Annotated in this window: 28 protein-coding genes; 26 read left to right on the top strand and 2 right to left on the bottom strand. The window is 60.6% G+C overall.

Annotation, left to right across the window (positions count from 1 at the left end; all coding sequences use genetic code 11):
• The first annotated feature begins 5 nt into the window (after positions 1-5).
• The 26 genes from J3364_RS04335 (at position 6) to J3364_RS04215 (ending at position 16,561) form a co-directional block, all read left to right on the top strand.
• Entirely contained in the window at positions 6-1,013 is a 1,008-nt protein-coding gene (locus J3364_RS04335) for a phage major capsid protein, P2 family (protein WP_349557069.1), read from the top strand.
• A 10-nt stretch (positions 1,014-1,023) separates the two neighbouring features.
• The gene (gpM, locus tag J3364_RS04330) at positions 1,024-1,686 is read left to right on the top strand and encodes a phage terminase small subunit (RefSeq protein ID WP_349557067.1); all 663 of its coding nucleotides are present in this window, start codon (positions 1,024-1,026) and stop codon (positions 1,684-1,686) included.
• 103 nt (positions 1,687-1,789) lie between these two features.
• Positions 1,790-2,251, top strand: a complete 462-nt coding sequence (locus J3364_RS04325; RefSeq protein ID WP_349557065.1) for a head completion/stabilization protein — start codon at positions 1,790-1,792, stop codon at positions 2,249-2,251.
• A complete protein-coding gene (locus tag J3364_RS04320) occupies positions 2,251-2,460 on the top strand; it encodes a tail protein X (RefSeq protein ID WP_349557063.1) in 210 nt (69 codons plus the stop codon). Before J3364_RS04325 ends, J3364_RS04320 begins: the two co-directional genes overlap by 1 nt.
• Positions 2,461-2,471: 11 nt before the next feature.
• The gene (locus J3364_RS04315) at positions 2,472-2,906 is read left to right on the top strand and encodes a hypothetical protein (RefSeq protein ID WP_349557061.1); all 435 of its coding nucleotides are present in this window, start codon (positions 2,472-2,474) and stop codon (positions 2,904-2,906) included.
• Entirely contained in the window at positions 2,903-3,727 is an 825-nt protein-coding gene (locus tag J3364_RS04310) for an N-acetylmuramidase domain-containing protein (RefSeq protein ID WP_349557059.1), read from the top strand. Before J3364_RS04315 ends, J3364_RS04310 begins: the two co-directional genes overlap by 4 nt.
• Positions 3,702-3,911, top strand: coding sequence for a hypothetical protein (locus tag J3364_RS04305; RefSeq protein ID WP_349557057.1), 210 nt, complete (start codon positions 3,702-3,704; stop codon positions 3,909-3,911). The genes J3364_RS04310 and J3364_RS04305 overlap by 26 nt, the downstream gene beginning before the upstream one ends.
• Complete coding sequence (locus J3364_RS04300; protein WP_349557056.1) at positions 3,908-4,282, top strand: hypothetical protein; 375 nt, start codon at positions 3,908-3,910, stop codon at positions 4,280-4,282. Before J3364_RS04305 ends, J3364_RS04300 begins: the two co-directional genes overlap by 4 nt.
• Positions 4,283-4,399: 117 nt before the next feature.
• A complete protein-coding gene (locus tag J3364_RS04295; protein WP_349557054.1) occupies positions 4,400-4,864 on the top strand; it encodes a phage tail protein in 465 nt (154 codons plus the stop codon).
• Positions 4,857-5,312 carry a phage virion morphogenesis protein gene (locus J3364_RS04290; RefSeq protein ID WP_349557052.1) on the top strand — a complete coding sequence of 152 codons (456 nt, stop codon included), beginning with the start codon at positions 4,857-4,859 and terminating at the stop codon, positions 5,310-5,312. Before J3364_RS04295 ends, J3364_RS04290 begins: the two co-directional genes overlap by 8 nt.
• Positions 5,313-5,385: 73 nt before the next feature.
• The gene (locus J3364_RS04285; RefSeq protein WP_349557051.1) at positions 5,386-5,946 is read left to right on the top strand and encodes a phage baseplate assembly protein V; all 561 of its coding nucleotides are present in this window, start codon (positions 5,386-5,388) and stop codon (positions 5,944-5,946) included.
• A 1-nt stretch (position 5,947) separates the two neighbouring features.
• A complete protein-coding gene (locus J3364_RS04280) occupies positions 5,948-6,145 on the top strand; it encodes a hypothetical protein (protein WP_349557049.1) in 198 nt (65 codons plus the stop codon).
• Between the two features lie 7 nt (positions 6,146-6,152).
• Complete coding sequence (locus J3364_RS04275; protein ID WP_349557047.1) at positions 6,153-6,515, top strand: GPW/gp25 family protein; 363 nt, start codon at positions 6,153-6,155, stop codon at positions 6,513-6,515.
• The gene (locus J3364_RS04270; protein WP_349557046.1) at positions 6,515-7,414 is read left to right on the top strand and encodes a baseplate assembly protein; all 900 of its coding nucleotides are present in this window, start codon (positions 6,515-6,517) and stop codon (positions 7,412-7,414) included. Before J3364_RS04275 ends, J3364_RS04270 begins: the two co-directional genes overlap by 1 nt.
• Complete coding sequence (locus J3364_RS04265) at positions 7,407-8,012, top strand: phage tail protein I (RefSeq protein ID WP_349557044.1); 606 nt, start codon at positions 7,407-7,409, stop codon at positions 8,010-8,012. Before J3364_RS04270 ends, J3364_RS04265 begins: the two co-directional genes overlap by 8 nt.
• Positions 8,009-8,740, top strand: a complete 732-nt coding sequence (locus J3364_RS04260) for a phage tail protein (protein WP_349557042.1) — start codon at positions 8,009-8,011, stop codon at positions 8,738-8,740. Before J3364_RS04265 ends, J3364_RS04260 begins: the two co-directional genes overlap by 4 nt.
• 1 nt (position 8,741) lies before the next feature.
• The gene (locus tag J3364_RS04255) at positions 8,742-9,632 is read left to right on the top strand and encodes an NHL repeat-containing protein (protein WP_349557041.1); all 891 of its coding nucleotides are present in this window, start codon (positions 8,742-8,744) and stop codon (positions 9,630-9,632) included.
• On the top strand, positions 9,632-9,898 hold the full coding sequence (locus tag J3364_RS04250; RefSeq protein ID WP_349557040.1) for a hypothetical protein: 267 nt from the start codon (positions 9,632-9,634) through the stop codon (positions 9,896-9,898). The genes J3364_RS04255 and J3364_RS04250 overlap by 1 nt, the downstream gene beginning before the upstream one ends.
• Positions 9,898-10,245, top strand: coding sequence for a DUF1353 domain-containing protein (locus J3364_RS22595; protein ID WP_502882471.1), 348 nt, complete (start codon positions 9,898-9,900; stop codon positions 10,243-10,245). The genes J3364_RS04250 and J3364_RS22595 overlap by 1 nt, the downstream gene beginning before the upstream one ends.
• A 505-nt stretch (positions 10,246-10,750) precedes the next feature.
• On the top strand, positions 10,751-11,848 hold the full coding sequence (locus J3364_RS04245) for a phage tail sheath protein (RefSeq protein ID WP_502882477.1): 1,098 nt from the start codon (positions 10,751-10,753) through the stop codon (positions 11,846-11,848).
• 14 nt (positions 11,849-11,862) lie between these two features.
• Positions 11,863-12,372, top strand: coding sequence for a phage major tail tube protein (locus tag J3364_RS04240; protein ID WP_349557036.1), 510 nt, complete (start codon positions 11,863-11,865; stop codon positions 12,370-12,372).
• Between the two features lie 13 nt (positions 12,373-12,385).
• Positions 12,386-12,670, top strand: coding sequence for a phage tail assembly protein (locus J3364_RS04235; protein ID WP_349557034.1), 285 nt, complete (start codon positions 12,386-12,388; stop codon positions 12,668-12,670).
• Positions 12,671-12,693: 23 nt separating this feature from the next.
• A complete protein-coding gene (locus J3364_RS04230) occupies positions 12,694-12,810 on the top strand; it encodes a GpE family phage tail protein (RefSeq protein ID WP_349557032.1) in 117 nt (38 codons plus the stop codon).
• Positions 12,810-15,077: a phage tail tape measure protein gene (locus tag J3364_RS04225; protein WP_349557030.1), complete on the top strand. Its 2,268-nt coding sequence runs from the start codon at positions 12,810-12,812 to the stop codon at positions 15,075-15,077. The genes J3364_RS04230 and J3364_RS04225 overlap by 1 nt, the downstream gene beginning before the upstream one ends.
• Before the next feature lie 15 nt (positions 15,078-15,092).
• Positions 15,093-15,575 (top strand): phage tail protein, encoded by a 483-nt coding sequence (locus J3364_RS04220; RefSeq protein ID WP_349557028.1) that lies wholly within the window; start codon positions 15,093-15,095, stop codon positions 15,573-15,575.
• Positions 15,575-16,561 (top strand): contractile injection system protein, VgrG/Pvc8 family, encoded by a 987-nt coding sequence (locus J3364_RS04215; RefSeq protein WP_349557026.1) that lies wholly within the window; start codon positions 15,575-15,577, stop codon positions 16,559-16,561. The genes J3364_RS04220 and J3364_RS04215 overlap by 1 nt, the downstream gene beginning before the upstream one ends.
• A gap of 9 nt (positions 16,562-16,570) precedes the next feature.
• On the opposite strand, the gene J3364_RS04210 is transcribed toward J3364_RS04215, so the two are convergent.
• Both J3364_RS04210 and J3364_RS04205 read right to left on the bottom strand, forming a co-directional pair.
• On the bottom strand, positions 16,571-17,125 hold the full coding sequence (locus tag J3364_RS04210; RefSeq protein ID WP_349557025.1) for a hypothetical protein: 555 nt from the start codon (positions 17,123-17,125) through the stop codon (positions 16,571-16,573).
• 81 nt (positions 17,126-17,206) lie between these two features.
• Entirely contained in the window at positions 17,207-18,136 is a 930-nt protein-coding gene (locus J3364_RS04205; RefSeq protein ID WP_349557023.1) for a hypothetical protein, read from the bottom strand.
• Positions 18,137-18,212: the final 76 nt, after the last annotated feature.

Genomic DNA, 18,212 nt, shown 5'->3' with positions numbered 1-18,212 from the left:
TGACTATGCGTAATGAATCCAGAGTGCAATTCAACAAGCTCCGCCGCCGGATCGCCGAGCTGAACGGAGTGGAATCCTCCACCGAGAGCTTCGCGGTAGAACCGTCTGTCCAGCAGACCCTTGAACGGCGCATTCAGGAATCCAGTGCCTTCCTGGGCCGCATCAACATGTTCGGGGTGGACGAAATCAAGGGCGAGAAGATCGGCCTGGGCGTGGGCTCCACCATCGCCGGGCGCACCGATACGTCCGCCAAGGATCGCACGCCGCGCGATGTCGCCGATCTGGGCGCCAATGGCTACGAATGTTTCCTGACGGAGTTCGACACCGCGCTGCCCTACGCTCGTATCGATGCCTGGGCGAAGTTCCCGGAATTCCAGGCCATGGTCCGCGACGCCATCCTGCGCCAGCAGGCCCTTGACCGCATCATGGTCGGCTTCAACGGCACCAGCGCGGCCACGGAAACCGACCGGACCGCCAATCCGCTCCTGGAGGACGTGAACATCGGCTGGTTGCAGCAGTACCGCAACAACGCAGCCGCTCGGGTAATGAGCGAGGTAGTTGCCTCATCCGGGGCCGTTAATGTTGGCGCCGGCGGCGACTACGAAAACCTGGACGCTCTGGTGTATGACGTGGTCAACGAAATGATCGACCCGTGGTACCGCGAGAATCCGGACCTGGTCGTCATCGTTGGTCGCAAGCTGATGAGCGACAAGTACTTCCCGATCATCAACCAGAACAACGCCCCGACCGAACAGCAGGCGCTGGACATGCTGGTCAGCCAGAAGCGCATCGGCGGCCTGCAGGGCATGCAGGTGCCCTTCGTACCGGACGGCACCCTGCTGATCACCACGCCGGAAAACCTGTCGATCTACTACCAGAACGGCAGCCGCCGACGGCACATCATCGACAACCCGAAGCGCAACCGCATCGAGAACTACGAGTCCTCTAACGAGGCCTACGTGATCGAAGACTTCGGTGCCGGTGCGGTCGTCGAAAACATCACTCTGGTGTAAGGGAGGCGTCATGGTCAGCCCAGCACGTAAACACTTCCAGAAAGCGATGGCCGCCAAGGACGCGGCCACCGCCACACCGACCAAGCCGCAGGGTGACAGCTACGAGCTGCACCGCGCGGCCATCATCGAAGACACTCGTCGGCTGCACGACATCCAGAGCATCGAGCGCAAGATCGAAGCCAAGCGCGAGCTGCTGCCCAATTACGACGGTTACGTCCAGGGCGTTCTGGAAGCCGGCAAAGGCCAGCAGGATGACGTCCTGATGACCCTGATGGTTTGGCACCTGGATATCGGCGACCTGAAGACCGGTCTCGACATTGCGGAATACGCCGTCGCCCATGATCTGAAGACGCCCGACCGGTATCAGCGGGACACCGCGAATCTGGTGGCCGAGGAAGTGGCCGACTTCGCCCTGAAGCTCGACGACAAGGCCGAAGGCAAACCCGACATCCTGGAACAGCTTCACCGGACCGTCGAATGCTTCGCGGATGCGGACATGCACGACCAGGTGAAGGCGAAGCTGTTCAAGGCCCTGGGCTACCTGGAACGCGACATTGGGGACAAGGAAATCGCCCTGCAGTCGCTCAAGCGGGCCCTGGAACTGAGCGAGCGCGTCGGCGTGAAACAGGACATCCAGCGCCTGGAAAAAGAACTGAAGGATTCCGGCCAGTAGCCGGTACCGAGTCGGCACCCCGACGCCAGGCGGCACGGGGCCCTGAGCCAAGGCCACGCCAACAGCTCTACGGCCCCGTCCACCGCCTTCATCCGGAGGCACCATGAGCCTGATCGCTGCCGGTGGCACCACCGAGCCCGTCACCATCACCAACGCCGCTTTTTTCCCGGATCTGGACCTGGACACGTTCCGCGAGGCCATCCGCCTCGATGGCACCGTGACCAATGAACGCGCCGTTCCCGCTCTGGAAATCGCGATGTCTGACGTCAACGGGCAGCTGGCCGAGTGGATGCAGGAACAACAGGCCGCGGGCGCGACCGCCCTGGACGAGGTGGCACAGCCGGCCTGGCAGCCAGACGGCTATTACACCCGGCTGTATAAGCGGGCGGTATGGTCACTGGCCAAAGCCAACCTGGTGGAGCGGTACCGGGACTATGACACCACCGGCACCGGTCATGACCGGGCCGACGCCCTGGAACCGACCGATGGCGACTACCGCCGGGACGCGGCCTGGGCGATTGCCGACATCCTGGGTAACCACCGGACCACCGTGGAGCTGATCTGATGGCCGCCGATGTTCGCGCCATTCAGGGAGACACCGTGGACCGGATCTGCTACCGGCACTATGGCTACACCGCCGGCGTCACCGAGGCCGTCTACGAAGCCAACCCGGGCCTGGCTGAGCTGGGCCCGATTTTGCCAACAGGTACCAAGGTCACCCTGCCAGAAGTTGCTGAAGCGCCAACCCGGACGACCGTTCAACTATGGGACTGAGTGGAGACAGCATGGCGGAAGAACATTCCGACCAGAGGCTATACGACATGGTCACGCACGATCTGGCGGCGAGGATCAGGGAACTGGAACAGCTGCAACCCCGCGTCCAGGCCCTCGAGCACGCCGTGACTGAAATTCGCCACGACTTCCGGGAAGCCCGGCAGGAACAGCAGGAGTCCCACCGGGAGACTCACTCCGCGCTGAACGCCTTCCGTCGTCGCATGGATCAGGACAAGCGCGACACCCTGAACGCGCTGAATGACAACGCCAGCGCCACGACCGTCGCCATCACCGGCCTGACCGACAAGGTGGGATCCATGGGCAAGAAAATTGCCTTTGCGGCCGGTGCCATCTGGGTGCTGATGGGCATCGGCGGCCTGATGCTTATGTTCCGCGGCCAGGTGGTCAACCTGCTCAGCATCGCAATCGGAGGACCCGCACAGTGACACTTCAACACGGCGACGTTGGCCAACAGGTCACCGCCCTGCAGAACAAACTGAACGCAACCGGCGCTTCACTGTCCGTGGATGGCTGGTTCGGCGACGAGACCGAAAAGGCCGTGACCCGCTTCCAACGCAAAGCCGGCCTGTTCGTGGACGGCATCGCCGGTCCGGCCACCTTCGCCGCACTGGACCCCACCACGCCGTCCGAGATCGGGCGCAAGGCCCTGCGCGAAGGCGACATCAAGGCCGCTGCCCGAAAACTGGGTGTGCAGGTCGCGGCGATCAAGGCGGTGACGGAAGTCGAGAGCCGCGAGACGGGATTCCTGCCATCCGGCCGCCCGGACATCCTGTTCGAACGCCACGTCATGTACCGTCGCCTGGAGCCTGCCGAGCGCGAGCACAACGCCGAGAAGTTCCCCAACATCGTCAACCCGAAACCCGGCGGTTATATCGGTGGCGAGGGGGAATGGCGCCGGCTGCGTCGTGCCTGCTCCATTGCCGAACCCGTGGCCATCGAGTCAGCCAGCTGGGGCCTGTTCCAGATCATGGGCTTCCACTGGCAGGCGCTGGGCTACACGTCCGCCCAGGACTTCTACCACAAGATGATCCAGAACGAGGCCGAACACCTGGACGCCTTCGTCCGCTTCATCAAGCTGGACAGCGGGCTTCACGCCGCGCTGAAGGCCCGGGATTGGCGGTCCTTCGCCGAGCAGTACAACGGCCCCGCCTACACCCGCAACCACTACGACACGCGCCTGGCCGCGGCCTACGACCGTCACCGTGCAATGGGGAGATCCCGTGAAACTCACGCCGCAGCAGCTTGACGCCTGGCGGGTCGTGCCGCGCCTGCTGGTGCTGATGTACGGCGTCCTGGTCTGGCAGATCTGCACGTGGTTTATGGCCCTGCCGGATCCATCCGGCGCCCAGTCCACCTTCGTGTCCGCCGTGGTGGGCGGTGCGGCCGCCTGGTTCGGCTTCTACGTCAACAGCGGGAGAAAGCAGGAATGACCAAGCTGAAGATCGCCGGCTATGCGCTTCTGGTCGCCGTCATCGCCTGGTCGGGCTGGCAGGCCCGGGGCTGGTTTGAAGACAGCAAAGACCTGGCGGCGAAGGAAGCCATGGAAAAGACCCTGGACGCCGCCATGGACCGGGAATCCAAGGTCGCCCGGGAAGTCCAGGACAAGCTGGCCCAGCTGAAGCCAACAGAACGCATCATCGATCGGGGGATTATCCGTGAAGTGCAGAAGCCGATTTATAAGCGCGTGTGCTTTGAGCCTGAGCTTGTCCGCCTGCTCAATGCTGCCGCAGACGGGGAAACCGCAGCCCTTCCAGGAAAACTTACTGACGAGGTGCCCGCAGACGCTACCCCATCTGACTGACGGCACCGGCGGCACAGCCGCGGTCACCCTGAAGGAATGGGCCGGCATCTACCACCGCTGCAAAATCCACCATAACGGCCTGGTCCAGGCGATCCGAGAACGGCAAGAGGCCCAGCAATGAAGAAGCTCGCCGACCTGCGCAACCACATCCTGACCAACGTCCGGCACCTCAAGAAGAATCCGGACAAGCTGCTGACCTTCATCGAGGACGGCAACATCGAGTGTTGGCAGGGCACCAACCTGAGCCACAAGTACACGCTGCCCGTGCGACTGATCGTTACCGACTACGCCGGCGAGGTGGACGAGATCATCATCCCGATCCTGTCCTGGCTGCTGGTAAGGGAACCGGGCTTTGACCCGAAGAATTCCATCAGCTTCGAAGCCGAGCTGCTGAACAACAACAGCTACGACATCAGCGTGACCGTCAACATCACCGAACGGGTCATAGTGAACGCCACCGAAGCGGGTCTGGATGTGGAACACGTGCTGCCCGATCCACCGCTGGAAATGAACGCCGACGCCGAATGGCAGATCATCAGCGACCTGCACGGCCTGGCCGAACCGGTACCGGGCGATGACTGACGACATCGACGCCCTCTCCGGCTGGGTCGAACCGCTCCTGCGCAAGATGGATACGGCCGAGCGGCGCAAGCTGATGAAGGTGATATCCCGGGACCTGCGCAAGGCCAACCAGGAGCGGATGAAGCAGCAGGAAGATCCGGATGGTCAGCGCTGGGAACCCCGCAAGAAACGGAATCTGCGGGGGAAGAAAGGCGCGATCCGCAAGAAGGCCATGTTCACCAAGCTGCGCACCGCCAAATACCTGAAGATCCGCACCAGCCCGGACGAAGCCGGACTGGCGTTCGCCGGTCCCGTGGGGCGCATCGCCGCCATTCACCACTTCGGCCTTCGCGCCAAAGTGGACAAGGACGGCCCGGTTTACGACTACCCGGCCCGCCGCCTGCTCGGCTTTGGACGCGAGGACCTGGAACGGATCGCCGATCGTGTCCTGGAGCACATCGAGCCCTAGCGGATTTTGTGGGTCCGCCCCCGACAAGACGCCCGACTTCCCGCCCGCGCGACCTCACGCCCAAACTGGCGCCATGAATACGCTTGCTGAAGCCTTCCGCCTGATCAACAACCTGATCCGCATCGGCACCATTGCCGAAGTGGACCACGACCGCGCCCGTGCCCGGGTGCAAGCGGGCGACAACCTGACCGGCTGGCAACGCTGGATCACCTTGCGAGCCGGTACCACAGTCGACTGGGATCCGCCCACCGAGGGGGAACAGGTGGTTCTTATCTCACCTTCCGGCGACCTGGCCCAGGCCATCATCATCACCGGCCTGTTCCGGCAGAACGCCCCATCCAGCAGCCCGGACGAGCACAAGCGGGTCTATCCGGACGGCAGCGAGATCACCTATGACCACGTGAAAAAGCAGCTCGTCGCCAACCTGGTAGGCAAGGTGAACGTGAACATTACGGGCGATGCCACGGTTAACGTCGGTGGCAATGCCACGACCGCCGTGGCCGGCATCTGTAAGGTCAACGCCGAGAAGATTCACCACAACGATGGAAACCCGGTGGTCACCACCGGTCACGTCTGCCACTTCACCGGCCTTCCCCACGGTGATGGCTCCAGCACAGTAACGGCGGGCAAGTGATATGGCAATGGACAAGGCTCAACTGAAAAACCGGATCGTTTCCGAGATGGAAGCCTTCGGCGCCAACTCAAACGGGCAGCACAGCTGGGTAGAGCGGATGGCCCAGGCAATCGCCAATGCCGTGGTTGACGAAATTCAGACCAACGCGACGGCTGAGGTATCCGGTGGCAGCAGCGCCGGCTCCTGGCCCGTGACGTGAGGTGTCCATGATCGGAATGAGCGCGACCAGTGGTAAACGCCTGAGTGGCCTCGAGCATATCCAGCAAAGCATGGCCGACATCCTGTCCACGCCCGTGGGTAGCCGAGTGATGCGCCGTGAGTACGGTTCGCTTCTGCCCTCGCTGATCGATCAACCACTGAACGGAGCCACACTGCTACGCGCCTATGCGGCTGTGATCACTGCCTTGAATGAATGGGAGCCACGGATTCAGGTAGAGCGAGTCGTGAACCTGGTGCGAAGCAATCAACCAGGTGCTGCTGTCATCGAGATGGATGTCCTGGTTAAAAGCGGGGATGGCCAAGAGCGGCACTCTCTTTCTATCTCACTCAACACCGGGAGGGGCATCTGATGGCGGGCGCATTCACTGCAGTAGACCTATCGAAACTGCCCTCGCCCGACGTCGTCGAGGTGATCGACTATGAGGTGATCCTTCAGGCCATGATCGATGATCTGAAATCGCGATCGGAAGACTTCGACGCCATTCTGGAGTCCGAGCCTGCAATCAAATTACTGGAAGTGGCCGCTTTTCGGGAAACCATCCTGCGCCAACGCATAAACGAGGCCGCCCGATCGGTCATGTTGGCCTACGCCATGGACTCTGATCTCGACCAGATCGCCGCTCGTTACAACGTCGAGCGCCTGGTGATCGATCCGGGCGATCCGGCCGCTCAGCCTCCAATTGACCCCACAATGGAAGACGATTCCAGTCTACGCCGCCGCGTGCAACTGGCATTCGAAGGCTTGAGCACTGCGGGGTCCATTGGCAACTACCTATTCCACGCACTCGGTGCTGATGCCGATGTGCTCGATGCCAGCGTTGACTCCCCAAGCCCGGGCCAGGCTGTTGTATATGTCCTGTCCCGCTCCGGAGACGGCACAGCGCCCGCGGCTCTACTCGATGCAGTCGACGCAACGCTTTCAGCCGAAGAAATCCGGCCTTTGACGGACCAGGTCACCGTGCAAAGTGCAGAAATCGTGAATTACACCATCGATGCTGAGCTCACCCTCTACCCTGGCCCGGATGGTAACGTAGTCCTGCAGGCAGCAACGGCCGCCATTCAGTTACACATCGAAGAGAGTAGCCGACTCGGCCGGGATGTAAGCCTTTCAGCGATATACGCAGCGCTTCACCAGGAGGGCGTCCAGAAGGTAACATTGAACAGCCCGGTGGCCGATATCGCCATTGCGACCCACCAGGCGCCCAGTTGCACCTCCGTGAACGTCATCATTGGTGGTGTCGATGAATAGCCTGCTGCCACCGAGCACAACCGATCAGGAGCGTGACCTGGAAGCCACCATGGCTAGATCCAGCGATCTGCTGTTGGCCATTTCACATCTCTGGAATCCGCAGACCTGCCCCGCGGAAATTCTGCCCTGGCTCGCCTGGGCCTTCTCCGTCGACACCTGGAAAGACAGCTGGACAGAGCAGCAAAAGCGGGCCGTGATCTCCGCCTCCTACGACGTGCACAACCGTAAAGGCACGGTCGGAGCAGTGAAGACCGCCATCGGGGCCCTGGGCTTCGATGCAAAGCTGACCGAGTGGTTCCAGAACGGCGCCGAGCCCTACACCTTCGACGTGGAGGTTGAGATTACCGACACGCCCCTGGACGAGGATCAGATCCAGTTGGCCCAGCGAATCATCGACCGTTCAAAGAACGTGCGCAGCCACTACGACCTGAAGCTGATCGCCAAGCTGCCCGGCAGCATCTTCGTTGCGTCGGCACTCACCATCGGCGAATCGGTCGACGTCTATCCGTACCAATCCACCGCCATTGAGTCCTACGGTCGCGCCGTTGCTCAGTCCGGTTTCGCAGTTTATGACAGCGCAGAGGTCTACCCACAATGAGCAGCTTTTACAGCCTGATCACCACGATCGGCCGCGCCCGAATCGCTAACGCGCTGGCGCTACAGCAAACAATCAGCCTGACTGAAATGTCCGTGGGCGATGGCAACGGCTCTGATGTTATGCCCACCGAAGCCATGACGGCTCTGTCCAATGAGGTATACCGGGCAGCGATCAGCCAACTGAGTATCGATCCGGCCAACCCCGATCAACTGGTGGCCGAGATGGTCATTCCCATGGATCAGGGCGGGTTCACGGTTCGTGAGGCCGGCGTCTGGGATGACCAGGGCAACCTGATCGCAATCGCGAACTTCCCTGAAACCTACAAGCCAATCGTGGCGGAGGGCTCCGGCCGCGAGCTCACGGTTCGGATTTTCCTGCAGGTTGAGAGCGCCGACGCGGTGGACCTGGTGATTGATCCGACGGTGATCTTCGCCTCCCGCGCCTGGGTGAACAGCCGCTTGAATTGGCAGATCGTCGACACCCCGGGAGCGCTCGCCGTCAGCCAGAAGCACTTCATCACAGCGGCCGGCACCTACACGCTGCCCGCGCCCGAGTCGGTGAAATCCGGGGAGTCGATCATCGTGGCCTCACGACCAGATGTCGAGCCAGTTATCTCAGTCGCCGGCGGATCCCAAATCAACACGGATCGAGGAGCCGATACTGAAATCATCATCAATGGCGATGTCCAGGCCGAATTCGTCATGACAGGAAACCAATGGGAGATTTGAGATGCCAATCAGACTGGGTGGCGGTGGTAGTAGTGCTCTACCAATCAACAGCATCGCACCGATGAACACAACCGACCCTCTTTACACCGAAGCAAACGGCAGCCAATGGCTGCGGTCTGGCACAGTATCGAATGACATTAATGAGTACCCCCTAGCTGCTAAGAGTTTTGGTGCCTATTTCAACAAATCGTTTAGCGTAGGCGGTCAAGAGACAAATCCAACGGCAATCACCTGGGACGGCAGCTTCTTTTATGTCATTGGTGCAGCCAATATTGTTCACAAATATGCGCCCGATGGAACCTTTATTGAAGCAATCCCAACGAGTCTATCTACGATTACTGGGATGGCATGGGACGGCACCAATTTCTGGATGGCAACCACCTCAGGAAACCGAATTCATAAGGTCGATTCGGCTTTCAACTTCACGGGTGATTCCGTGGCCGTTGGCAACCAGGTGAATACGCTGGAAGGAGTTGCATTCGATGGCACCCATCTGTGGGCTTTGGATAAAACCGGCGCAGGATCAGACTCATCGTTAGCCTGCATCTACCAGTATGATCTCGATGGCAATTACACGGGAGTCTCTTTTAATTACGGTGCCCAATCAGGCAATGGTTGGAGCTTTGCCTACGCAGCAGGGTCCCTGTGGGTGGCAACAGGCAATGGCCGTGTGCTGGAAATCAGTCCCGCCGCCGGTCTAACAGGGGAATCTTTTTCGATTAGCGCATCGTCGGACATGACCATTGCCAGGGGCTTGGCATTTGATGGAACGTCACTCTGGGCTCTGAACGTTGCACAGGCAAACGTATTGGCGTTTGAAAAACATGTTGGAATGCTCACCCGAAAAACGGACTCAGACTCCGAAAAGCCACTCTATGTGAGGGTAGCCTGATGCCACTGAAGACATTGAAAAACCCGGCTCCACTAAGCAAAACCCAGTTCGTTAAGCTCTGTCAGCGTGCGGGCGGGACGACGGACACGATGCTGGTTCAGGCCCGGGCTGACGAGCAGCTGTCGGCCATGTGGATCAAGATCGAACTGGCCGACCGCGTAGAGAAGGCGGACCCTGATCTGCATGAAGGCCTGCAGGCTTTGGAAGCGCTCGGCTACCTGCCAAATGGCGCCGATGCGGTCATGAGCAGCTGGCCGGTGCGCTGATGAAATCCGTTCGGGTCGAAATCCAGATCCCAACCGCCTGGAGAAAGCGTGCCCGCTACGTGCTCCAGGAGGAAGTAACCATTAGCGGTGTCAGTGTTCCGATGGGGTTTGCCACGGATGGCGCCACAGTCCCGAGAATATTCTGGCCAGTGTTCCCCCCTGTCGGGGAGTATTTCCTGGCTGCCGCCGTCCATGACTACGCCTTAATCGAAGGTCGTGGTTGGTCGGCGGCCAACGCGCTATTCGATTCCAGTTTGAGGGAACTGAGTGTACCCTCATGGCGACGGCGGATCATGGTACTGAGTGTTCGCCTATATGGCTGGTATCAGTGCAATATTGTTCATTAGCTCCACACAAGTCCGGCCCATAGCGCCACAGCCTCCAGCGTTCATCATGGCAGTTAAACCACCGCCACATAGATGACCTGGAGGCGTCATGCCCGACCAATACCATCACGGCGTCCGTGTTCTTGAGATCAACGAGGGCACACGGACCATTCGCACCGTCGCAACCGCCGTCATTGGGCTGGTGGCGACCGCTCCCGAGGCGCTGGCCGGCGTGGCCGCCGAAGCCACCCTGCGCCCCATCGCCGACAATGCCGACATCGTTTACACCGCCGCAGCCGTAGGCGTCGCCGGCAACAACATCACCGTCCAGTATGTGGATCCGGGCGCGGCCTCGTCCGCCCTGGCCGTGACCGTCGCCGGCAACGCCATCACCGTCAGCCTGGCCACCGACGCCCAGGGCGACATCACCAGCACGGCCAGCGAGGTCATCACTGCCATCGGCAACAGCGCCGAAGCCAACGCCCTGGTTACCGCCGCACTCGATGCCGGCAACGACGGCACCGGTGTGGTCAACGCCATTGGCGTCACCGCCCTGGAAGGCGGCGAAGACGAGCCCTTCCCGCTGAACACGCCCGTTCTGGTCACCGACCTGTCCGGCGCGATCGGCGACGCGGGTACCAAGGGCACCCTGCCCGGCGCCCTGGACGCCATCGCCGACCAGGCATCCGCCACCGTTGTCATCGTCCGTGTCGAGGAAGGCGCCGACGAAGCCGCGACCGAAGACAACGTCATCGGCACCACCACGGCCGCCGGCAAGAAGACCGGTCTGCAGGCCCTGCTGTCCGCCGAGCAGAACCTGGGCGTGAAACCGCGCATTCTGGGTGTGCCTGGTCTTGATACCGAGAACGTCACCGCCGCCGGCATCACCATCGCCCAGAAACTCCGCGCCTTCCTGTACGCCAGCTGCTACGGCTGCGCCACCCTGGAAGAAGCGATCCTGTACCGGGACGGCTTCGGTGCCCGCGAGCTGATGCTGATCTTCCCGGACTTCACCGCATTCGACGTGAACACGGCGACCACCGGCACCGCCTATGCCGTCGCCCGGGCCATGGGCCTGCGCTCGCTGATCGACCAGACCGTGGGCTGGCACAAGACGCTGTCCAACGTGGCCGTGAACGGCGTCACCGGCATCGACAAGGACATCCACTGGGACCTGCAGGACCCGAACACCGACGCCGGCCAGCTCAACGCCAACGACGTCACCACCCTGATCCAACGCGAAGGCTTCCGCTTCTGGGGCTCCCGCACGTGCAGCGCAGATCCGCTATTCGCGTTCGAGAACTACACCCGCACCGCCCAGATCCTGGCCGACACCATCGCCGAGGCGCACATGTGGGCCGTGGACAAGCCCATGCACCCCTCGCTGGCCAAGGACATCATCGAGGGCATCAACGCCAAGTTCCGGGAGCTTAAGAACCTGGGACTGATCATCGACGCCCGCGCCTGGTTCGACAGCGAGATCAACACCAAGGACACGCTGAAGGCCGGCAAGCTGTACATCGATTACGACTACACCCCGGTACCGCCGCTGGAAAACCTGATGCTGCGCCAGCGCATCACCGACCAGTACCTGGCGGACTTCGCCAGCCGTGTAGCCGCGTAAAGGAGCACTGAACCATGGCACTTCCCAAGAAGCTCAAAGACTTCAACCTGTTCGGCAACGGCGACAACTGGCAGGGCATGATCGCGTCCCTCACGCTGCCGCCGCTGGCCCGCCAGATGGAGGAATTCCGGGGCGGCGGTATGGCGGCCCCGGTCGATATCGACCACGGCATGCAGAAGCTCCAGTTCCAGTGGACGCCGGCCGGCCTGATCCCCGAGCTGTTCGACAACTTCGGTACCAGCCAGATGGACGCCGACATGCTGCGCTTCGCCGGCAGCTACGAGCGCGACGACACCGGCCAGACCGTCCCCGTCGAAATCGTCGTCCGCGGCCGCCACAGCGAGATCAACATGGGCGACGCCGAAGCCGGCAGCGACAACACCCAGAGCGTCACCACCACCCTCAGCTACTACAAGCTGACCATCGACGGCGAAGACGTGGTGGAAATCGACGTGCCCGGCATGGTCGAGAAGATCGGCGGTGTCGATCGCCTCAAGGAACGCCGCAGCAACCTTGGCCTGTAAGGACCCCTGACCCATGAGCAAGACAGAAACCGTCACCGTCGACCTGGACACGCCGATCACCCGCGAGAGCGAGAAGATCGACCAGGTGAAACTGCGCAAGCCCATGGCCGGCGAACTGCGCGGCCTGAGCCTGGCCGAAGTGATCAATCTCGACGTGGACAGCATCACCAAGCTGGTGCCCCGCATCAGCACACCCACCCTGACCGAACCCGAAGTACGCAACATGGACCCGGCCGATCTGACCGAGTGCGGCAAGGAAATCGCCGGTTTTTTGCTGCAGAAGCGGCACAAGGGCTGATCCCCCGCCGCGTTGAAGATGCCATGGCAGACGTGGCGGCCATCTTCCATTGGTCGCCCTCTGCCATGGCCAGCATGCCGATCAGTGAACTCATGGAGTGGCGGGAACAGGCCCGCAAGCGCAGCCAGCCGGAGGAATAATGGCCAACAAGTCCCTGGACCTGCAGGTCATCCTGGCCGCCCGTGACAAGATCACCGGTCCCCTCAAGAAGATCAACGCCACGTCCACCGGCACCGCCCGGGCGCTGAAGCAGAACCAGCAGGAAATCAAACAGCTCAAGGCCTCCCAGCGGGACGTGTCCTCGTTCAAGAAGCTGGACCGCTCCATCCGGGAGAATTCCCAGTCCCTGAACACCGCCCAGGAGCGCGTGCGCCAGCTGGGCGACGAGCTGCGCAACACCAGCAAGCCCACCGATAAACTGCGATCCCAGTACAACAAGGCCCGGCGGGAGGTGGACAAGTTCACTGCCACCGGCCAGCAGCAGCGCAAGGAACTGGGGCGCGTCCGTGACCGGCTGAAACAGGCCGGCGTCGACACCCGCAACCTGTCCCAGGAAGAACAGCGCCTGGCCGATCGCATGGTCAAGGCCAACGACCGGATCCAACGCCAGAAACGCTACCTGGACAAGCTCGGCAAAGCCGACGTTAGCGGCAAGTTCAACAACATGACGAGCGAGGTGGGTAAGGCAAGCCGAACTTTGGCTGTCGGTGGTGCCACTATTGGGGGCACCTTGGGGCTGATTTCTCATGGTTACGCTGAGAACGCTGAAGAGGTCGACCAGTGGGCCAAACGGCTCGGGCTTGCCACTAAATCCTTGAGTGAGTGGCAATACCTTGGCCGACAATTTGGTGTTGATAGTGACGCCATGATTGACGCGATAAAGGAACTGTCGCTGCGTACCGATGAGTTTGCCGTCACTGGAAAAGGGCCTGCCGCCGATGCATTCCAGCGGCTTGGACTTGGACAGAAGGAGCTGGCCGCCGCATCCGGAGATACCGACAGACTCATGCAAATGGTCCTCAACCGAATGAGGTCCATCGAGAATGTTGCTGCTCGTCAGAGACTCGCTGATGAGCTTTTCGGTGGTACTGGTGGTGAGCAGCTGGCCGAAGTAGCCAGTCTAAGCGCCAAGGAAATCGGGACGCTAAAAAGCGAAGCAGAGGATCTGGGCGCAACTGTAGGAGGCAAGGGCGCTAAGGATGCGCGCGCATACATGAAGGAATGGCGCCGTGTTCAAGGCGGCCTTCAAGGTGTTAGGAACACGATAGCTACCGAGCTTTTACCCTTCTTTACAGATGTCATGAGCGAATCCGTCGATTGGCTTAAAGAAAATCGTAGCGAAGTGAATTCCTTCGCGAGTAGCCTCAGTGATGGATTCAGAAGTGCATTGCCAGTTGCCAAAGACCTCTTCTCTGGTATCGCAGCTGGAGCGAGAACTGTCGCCAGCCTTGTGACGAGCCTGGCGACCTTGGTCGGTGGCTTCGACAACCTAGGAATGATCCTAGCCTTTATCTTTGCCCTCAAGCCGGTCATGACCATCCTGGCATTCGGTAAGGCGATCTTCTCGGCCTCCAGCGCCATCATCGGGCTCGCCGGCGGCTTGCCGGCGATCGCGGCCGGCATCAAAGCCATCGGCCTGGCGATTGCTGCCAACCCGATCGGATTGATCATCACAGGCATAGCCGCCGCGATCGGCGGCGCCGTGTACCTCATCTACAAAAACTGGGACGGGATCACCGGCTGGTTCAGCGACCGCTGGCGCGATATCAAAGCCGCATTCGACGGCGGCCTATCCGGGATTGGCAAGCTGATCTTGAACTGGTCACCGCTCGGCCTGTTCTACAAGGCCTTCAGCAAGGTTCTCAGCTGGTTTGGCGTGGACCTGCCCGACACGTTCACTGGCTTTGGATCGCAGATCCTGGAGGGTCTGGTGGGCGGCATTACCGGCGGACTCAAGAAGGTGAAGGACACCATCGTTAACGCCGGCAAGGCCACCATCGGCTGGTTCAAGGACGTGCTGGGTATCAAATCGCCCTCGCGCGTCTTCATGGGCGCAGGCCGTGACACGCTGGAAGGCTACCGCAAGGGGCTGGAACAGCAGGAGCCCCACGCGCTCAAGCAAGTTAGCGGCTTCGGCCGCCGGGTACGCCGGGCCGGTGCAGGCATCGCCATTGGTGCCGCCGCCCTGCCGGCCGCTGCCGGTAGCGTCCAGTTCGACAGCCGGCCGCCCGTCGCGGCTCAAGCCCCGGCCGCAACCCAGAGCGGCGGCGACCAGTACACCTTCAACGTCTACGCCGCCCCCGGGCAGAGCGCCGAGGAAGTCGCCGCGCAGGTTCAACGCATCCTCGAGGAGCGCGACCGCCGCAAAGCCACCCGGGCCCGCAGCGCCCTGTACGATCGGTCTTGATGGGAGAGTAACGCCATGATGATGACGCTGGGCATGTTCGTGTTCGAAGTGAAGTCCCTGCCCTACCAGCAGCTGCAGCGCAGCACCCAATGGCGCCACCCGAGCCAGAACCGGACCGGTCAGCGCCCGGCTTACCAGTACCTGGGCCCGGGCGAGGATCGCATCACCCTGTCCGGCACCCTGATGCCGGAAATCACCGGCGGCCGCGTGACGCTGGACGACGTGCGCATTATGGCCGACGAGGGGAAAGCCTGGCCGCTGATCGAAGGCTCCGGCCGCGTGTACGGCTTCTGGAGCATCACCGACATCCAGGAGACCAGCACCGTCTTCTTCCGGGACGGCGTGCCCCAGAAGATCGACTTCACCATCCAGCTGGTGCGCGTCGACGACGCCGACTTCCAGTCCCTGCGCGATCGCGCTGCCACCAACCGGGACGCGGCCGTCGGCCTGGGGCTTTATAGCCCGCGACGCAGCAACGGTGGAGGCCTGATCGCCTGATGGATCACCTGTCCCCCGCCTATCGCCTGATCGTCAACGGCACCAACATCACGCCCACCGTGAATGGCCGCCTGATCGACCTGACCCTGGACGAAACCCCGGGTGACGAGGCCGACACGCTGAGCATCACCCTAAGCGACCACGACAGCGCCCTGGAGATCCCGCCCAAGGGCGCCGAAATCGAGCTGGCCATCGGTTGGCGTGGCCAGGCCCTGGTGGAGAAAGGCACCTTCATCGTGGACGAGGCCCGTTTCAGCGGCCCGCCGGACCAGATCAGCATCACCGCCCGCAGCGCCGACATGCGCAAACAGCTGCCCGCACGCCAGACCCGAAGCTGGCACCAGACGAGCATCGGCGACATCGTCGGCACCATCGCCGCCAATAACGACCTGAAAGCCGTCGTTCAGGACCAACTGGCCAGCACCGTCGTTGAACACCTGGACCAGACCGACGAATCCGACCTCAACCTGCTGACCCGGCTGGGCCAGAAGCACGACGCGATCGCGGCCGTGAAGCACGGCCGGCTGCTGTTCACACCGCGCGGCCAGGCGGAAACCGTCCGCGGTACCGCCCTGCCCGTCATCACCGTCACGCCTGGGGACGGCGACAGCTACGATTACCGGGAAACCGATCGCGAGGATTACACCGGCGTCGCAGCGTTCTATGACGACCTGGAACAGGGCCAGCAGGTGCAGGTAACAGCCGGAACCGACGACCGGCTAAAGCGACTGCGCGGCACCTACCCCAACAAGGACGAAGCCGAGGCGGCCGCCTGGGCAGAATTGAAGCGAATCCAGAGGGGTGAAGCAGAGTTCGGAATAACATTGGCCAGGGGGCGGCCGGAGGTGGGGCCTGAATACCGGCTGAAGGTCGGCGGGCTGAAGCCGCAGATCAACAGCCGGGATTGGGTAGTCACGCGGACCAGTCACAGTTTGAGTGATAGCGGTATGGTCTCCGCGCTCAATGCTGAAACAAAATCGGGATAAAGCCGCGGTTCAGATTCGACCAGGCTCCATCTGAAGGTCCAAAAGTGTGTCGGTATTTGGATCGTAATCGCATCTATAGATATAGTTCTCGAATGCACCGTAGCCATTAGAGAATTGAACCTGGTCACCGTAGTAGGACAGCGTCCCCTTATCTTCATCCAGCCAGCCGCGTCGGCTCAGTTTCATGTCTGCAAAGCCATCGGTCCACTTCACCTCATACTTGGCTCGACGCTCGACTGCCTGAACACACAAAGTGGTTGCTGAAGCCACGTTTTCACGCCCCCAGCACTGAATATCCTTCCGGCATTCCTCAGCTTTAGCCGCTTTTTCCGCAGCCAGTTCATCAGCTGATTTTTCAGACTGCTGTGTTTTTGAAGGTTCTGAATCCGGCTCGTCATCAGGCCCAAAAATCGCCCACCCGATGACCACAATCACAAACAGGCCGACAGCTCCGACCAGCGTATCCTTGGCCGACATACCGGGATTCTTGACCCCGCAATGCGGGCACTTTTCAGCTTTTGTCGAAACCTCTTTTTTGCATTCCTTACACTTTGTCAGCGCCATCGATCACTCCTTTTTACTTCTACTTCGGTTTTACTTATCCCTGAATGGCGGGCATTCACCACTGCCAATAACAAAACAACGTTATGGGTTCGCGCTAGCCTGAACTGGGCGCTTAGGCGGGTAAATATAATCGATTTCAACGAGCTTAACTTCATAGGACTTCTTGGATGGCACGTAGCGCTCGACCACAGTGATATCAGCGCTGGCTTTCGTTTTACCGTGCAACTCTTTCGGATCAACATTATCTGAAAGCTGGAATCTAACCCTGGAATCCGCAACCCCCGGAACAACGCCTGCCCAGTTCTTATCTGACTTATCCCTGTCGCTCGCGTAAATAAAGATATGGGCATTCTGGTACTTGGCGGTTTTTTCTTGAGGTATAGGCGCCTCATAATCCAGTGGGACCCGCTGGACATACTCCTTCGGAACGGTTAGCGCTGGATTGTTATCAACTTCAATCGTGCCATCAGGATCAGCTTTGGCAGGACGAACAACAGCCACAGCTTGACGAGCCAGCTGCTTGGTATCCTTCGTCGCATCTAGGATCGATTTAATGTCTTCGGCATCAAGACTGGCCGTGCCACCCACATTGACGATCGTATTATTGTACGCTTCGATCTGGTTCGTCGGCTGGCCAGGTTGAAGTGCGTTCATAACACCATATGTCATCATCGCCCCAAAACCGACCGCAACAACTGTTCTTATCATGGTGTTATCTTCAAGCATTTTGTCGACGACTTCCTTGGCTTTGTCATAGTTTTCCTTTCCTTTGAAAACGAACTTCACTAGGAAATCTTCTGTCAGGCTACCGGACCTTAGCGAATCGACATAAACCTGCATGTTGACAACTTCAAGCTCCTCAAACGCCTTCTCTACAAACTTAGGCGTCCGCTGCAGGAGCTTTTCCACATTCTTCAGCGACTCAATGATTTCCGGTATAGGAACAGGATTCTTTGTGCTGTAGTGGATTCGGTACGTGGTCTCTACTGTAAAGTATTGTTCCTCTGACATCTGTAACCCTTTTTAATTATATATTTCCCTGGATTCCCCAGCTCATAGCGCTTACTCGAGTACTGAAAAGAGGGCC

The sequence above is a fragment of the Marinobacter sp. NFXS9 genome (assembly GCF_040148665.1).
Taxonomy (GTDB): domain Bacteria; phylum Pseudomonadota; class Gammaproteobacteria; order Pseudomonadales; family Oleiphilaceae; genus Marinobacter_A; species Marinobacter_A mangrovi.
The sequence above is the reverse complement of the archived record's forward strand: the minus strand, read 5'-3'. Positions and strand labels throughout refer to the sequence as shown.

Coding starts and splice junctions, on each gene's coding strand:
- J3364_RS04335 (WP_349557069.1), top strand. CDS start 6: ATGCGTAATGAATCCAGAGTGCAATTCAACAAGCTCCGCCGCCGGATC.
- gpM (WP_349557067.1), top strand. CDS start 1,024: ATGGTCAGCCCAGCACGTAAACACTTCCAGAAAGCGATGGCCGCCAAG.
- J3364_RS04325 (WP_349557065.1), top strand. CDS start 1,790: ATGAGCCTGATCGCTGCCGGTGGCACCACCGAGCCCGTCACCATCACC.
- J3364_RS04320 (WP_349557063.1), top strand. CDS start 2,251: ATGGCCGCCGATGTTCGCGCCATTCAGGGAGACACCGTGGACCGGATC.
- J3364_RS04315 (WP_349557061.1), top strand. CDS start 2,472: ATGGCGGAAGAACATTCCGACCAGAGGCTATACGACATGGTCACGCAC.
- J3364_RS04300 (WP_349557056.1), top strand. CDS start 3,908: ATGACCAAGCTGAAGATCGCCGGCTATGCGCTTCTGGTCGCCGTCATC.
- J3364_RS04295 (WP_349557054.1), top strand. CDS start 4,400: ATGAAGAAGCTCGCCGACCTGCGCAACCACATCCTGACCAACGTCCGG.
- J3364_RS04290 (WP_349557052.1), top strand. CDS start 4,857: ATGACTGACGACATCGACGCCCTCTCCGGCTGGGTCGAACCGCTCCTG.
- J3364_RS04285 (WP_349557051.1), top strand. CDS start 5,386: ATGAATACGCTTGCTGAAGCCTTCCGCCTGATCAACAACCTGATCCGC.
- J3364_RS04280 (WP_349557049.1), top strand. CDS start 5,948: ATGGCAATGGACAAGGCTCAACTGAAAAACCGGATCGTTTCCGAGATG.
- J3364_RS04275 (WP_349557047.1), top strand. CDS start 6,153: ATGATCGGAATGAGCGCGACCAGTGGTAAACGCCTGAGTGGCCTCGAG.
- J3364_RS04270 (WP_349557046.1), top strand. CDS start 6,515: ATGGCGGGCGCATTCACTGCAGTAGACCTATCGAAACTGCCCTCGCCC.
- J3364_RS04265 (WP_349557044.1), top strand. CDS start 7,407: ATGAATAGCCTGCTGCCACCGAGCACAACCGATCAGGAGCGTGACCTG.
- J3364_RS04260 (WP_349557042.1), top strand. CDS start 8,009: ATGAGCAGCTTTTACAGCCTGATCACCACGATCGGCCGCGCCCGAATC.
- J3364_RS04255 (WP_349557041.1), top strand. CDS start 8,742: ATGCCAATCAGACTGGGTGGCGGTGGTAGTAGTGCTCTACCAATCAAC.
- J3364_RS04250 (WP_349557040.1), top strand. CDS start 9,632: ATGCCACTGAAGACATTGAAAAACCCGGCTCCACTAAGCAAAACCCAG.
- J3364_RS22595 (WP_502882471.1), top strand. CDS start 9,898: ATGAAATCCGTTCGGGTCGAAATCCAGATCCCAACCGCCTGGAGAAAG.
- J3364_RS04240 (WP_349557036.1), top strand. CDS start 11,863: ATGGCACTTCCCAAGAAGCTCAAAGACTTCAACCTGTTCGGCAACGGC.
- J3364_RS04235 (WP_349557034.1), top strand. CDS start 12,386: ATGAGCAAGACAGAAACCGTCACCGTCGACCTGGACACGCCGATCACC.
- J3364_RS04230 (WP_349557032.1), top strand. CDS start 12,694: ATGGCAGACGTGGCGGCCATCTTCCATTGGTCGCCCTCTGCCATGGCC.
- J3364_RS04225 (WP_349557030.1), top strand. CDS start 12,810: ATGGCCAACAAGTCCCTGGACCTGCAGGTCATCCTGGCCGCCCGTGAC.
- J3364_RS04220 (WP_349557028.1), top strand. CDS start 15,093: ATGATGATGACGCTGGGCATGTTCGTGTTCGAAGTGAAGTCCCTGCCC.
- J3364_RS04215 (WP_349557026.1), top strand. CDS start 15,575: ATGGATCACCTGTCCCCCGCCTATCGCCTGATCGTCAACGGCACCAAC.
- J3364_RS04210 (WP_349557025.1), bottom strand. CDS start 17,125: ATGGCGCTGACAAAGTGTAAGGAATGCAAAAAAGAGGTTTCGACAAAA.
- J3364_RS04205 (WP_349557023.1), bottom strand. CDS start 18,136: ATGTCAGAGGAACAATACTTTACAGTAGAGACCACGTACCGAATCCAC.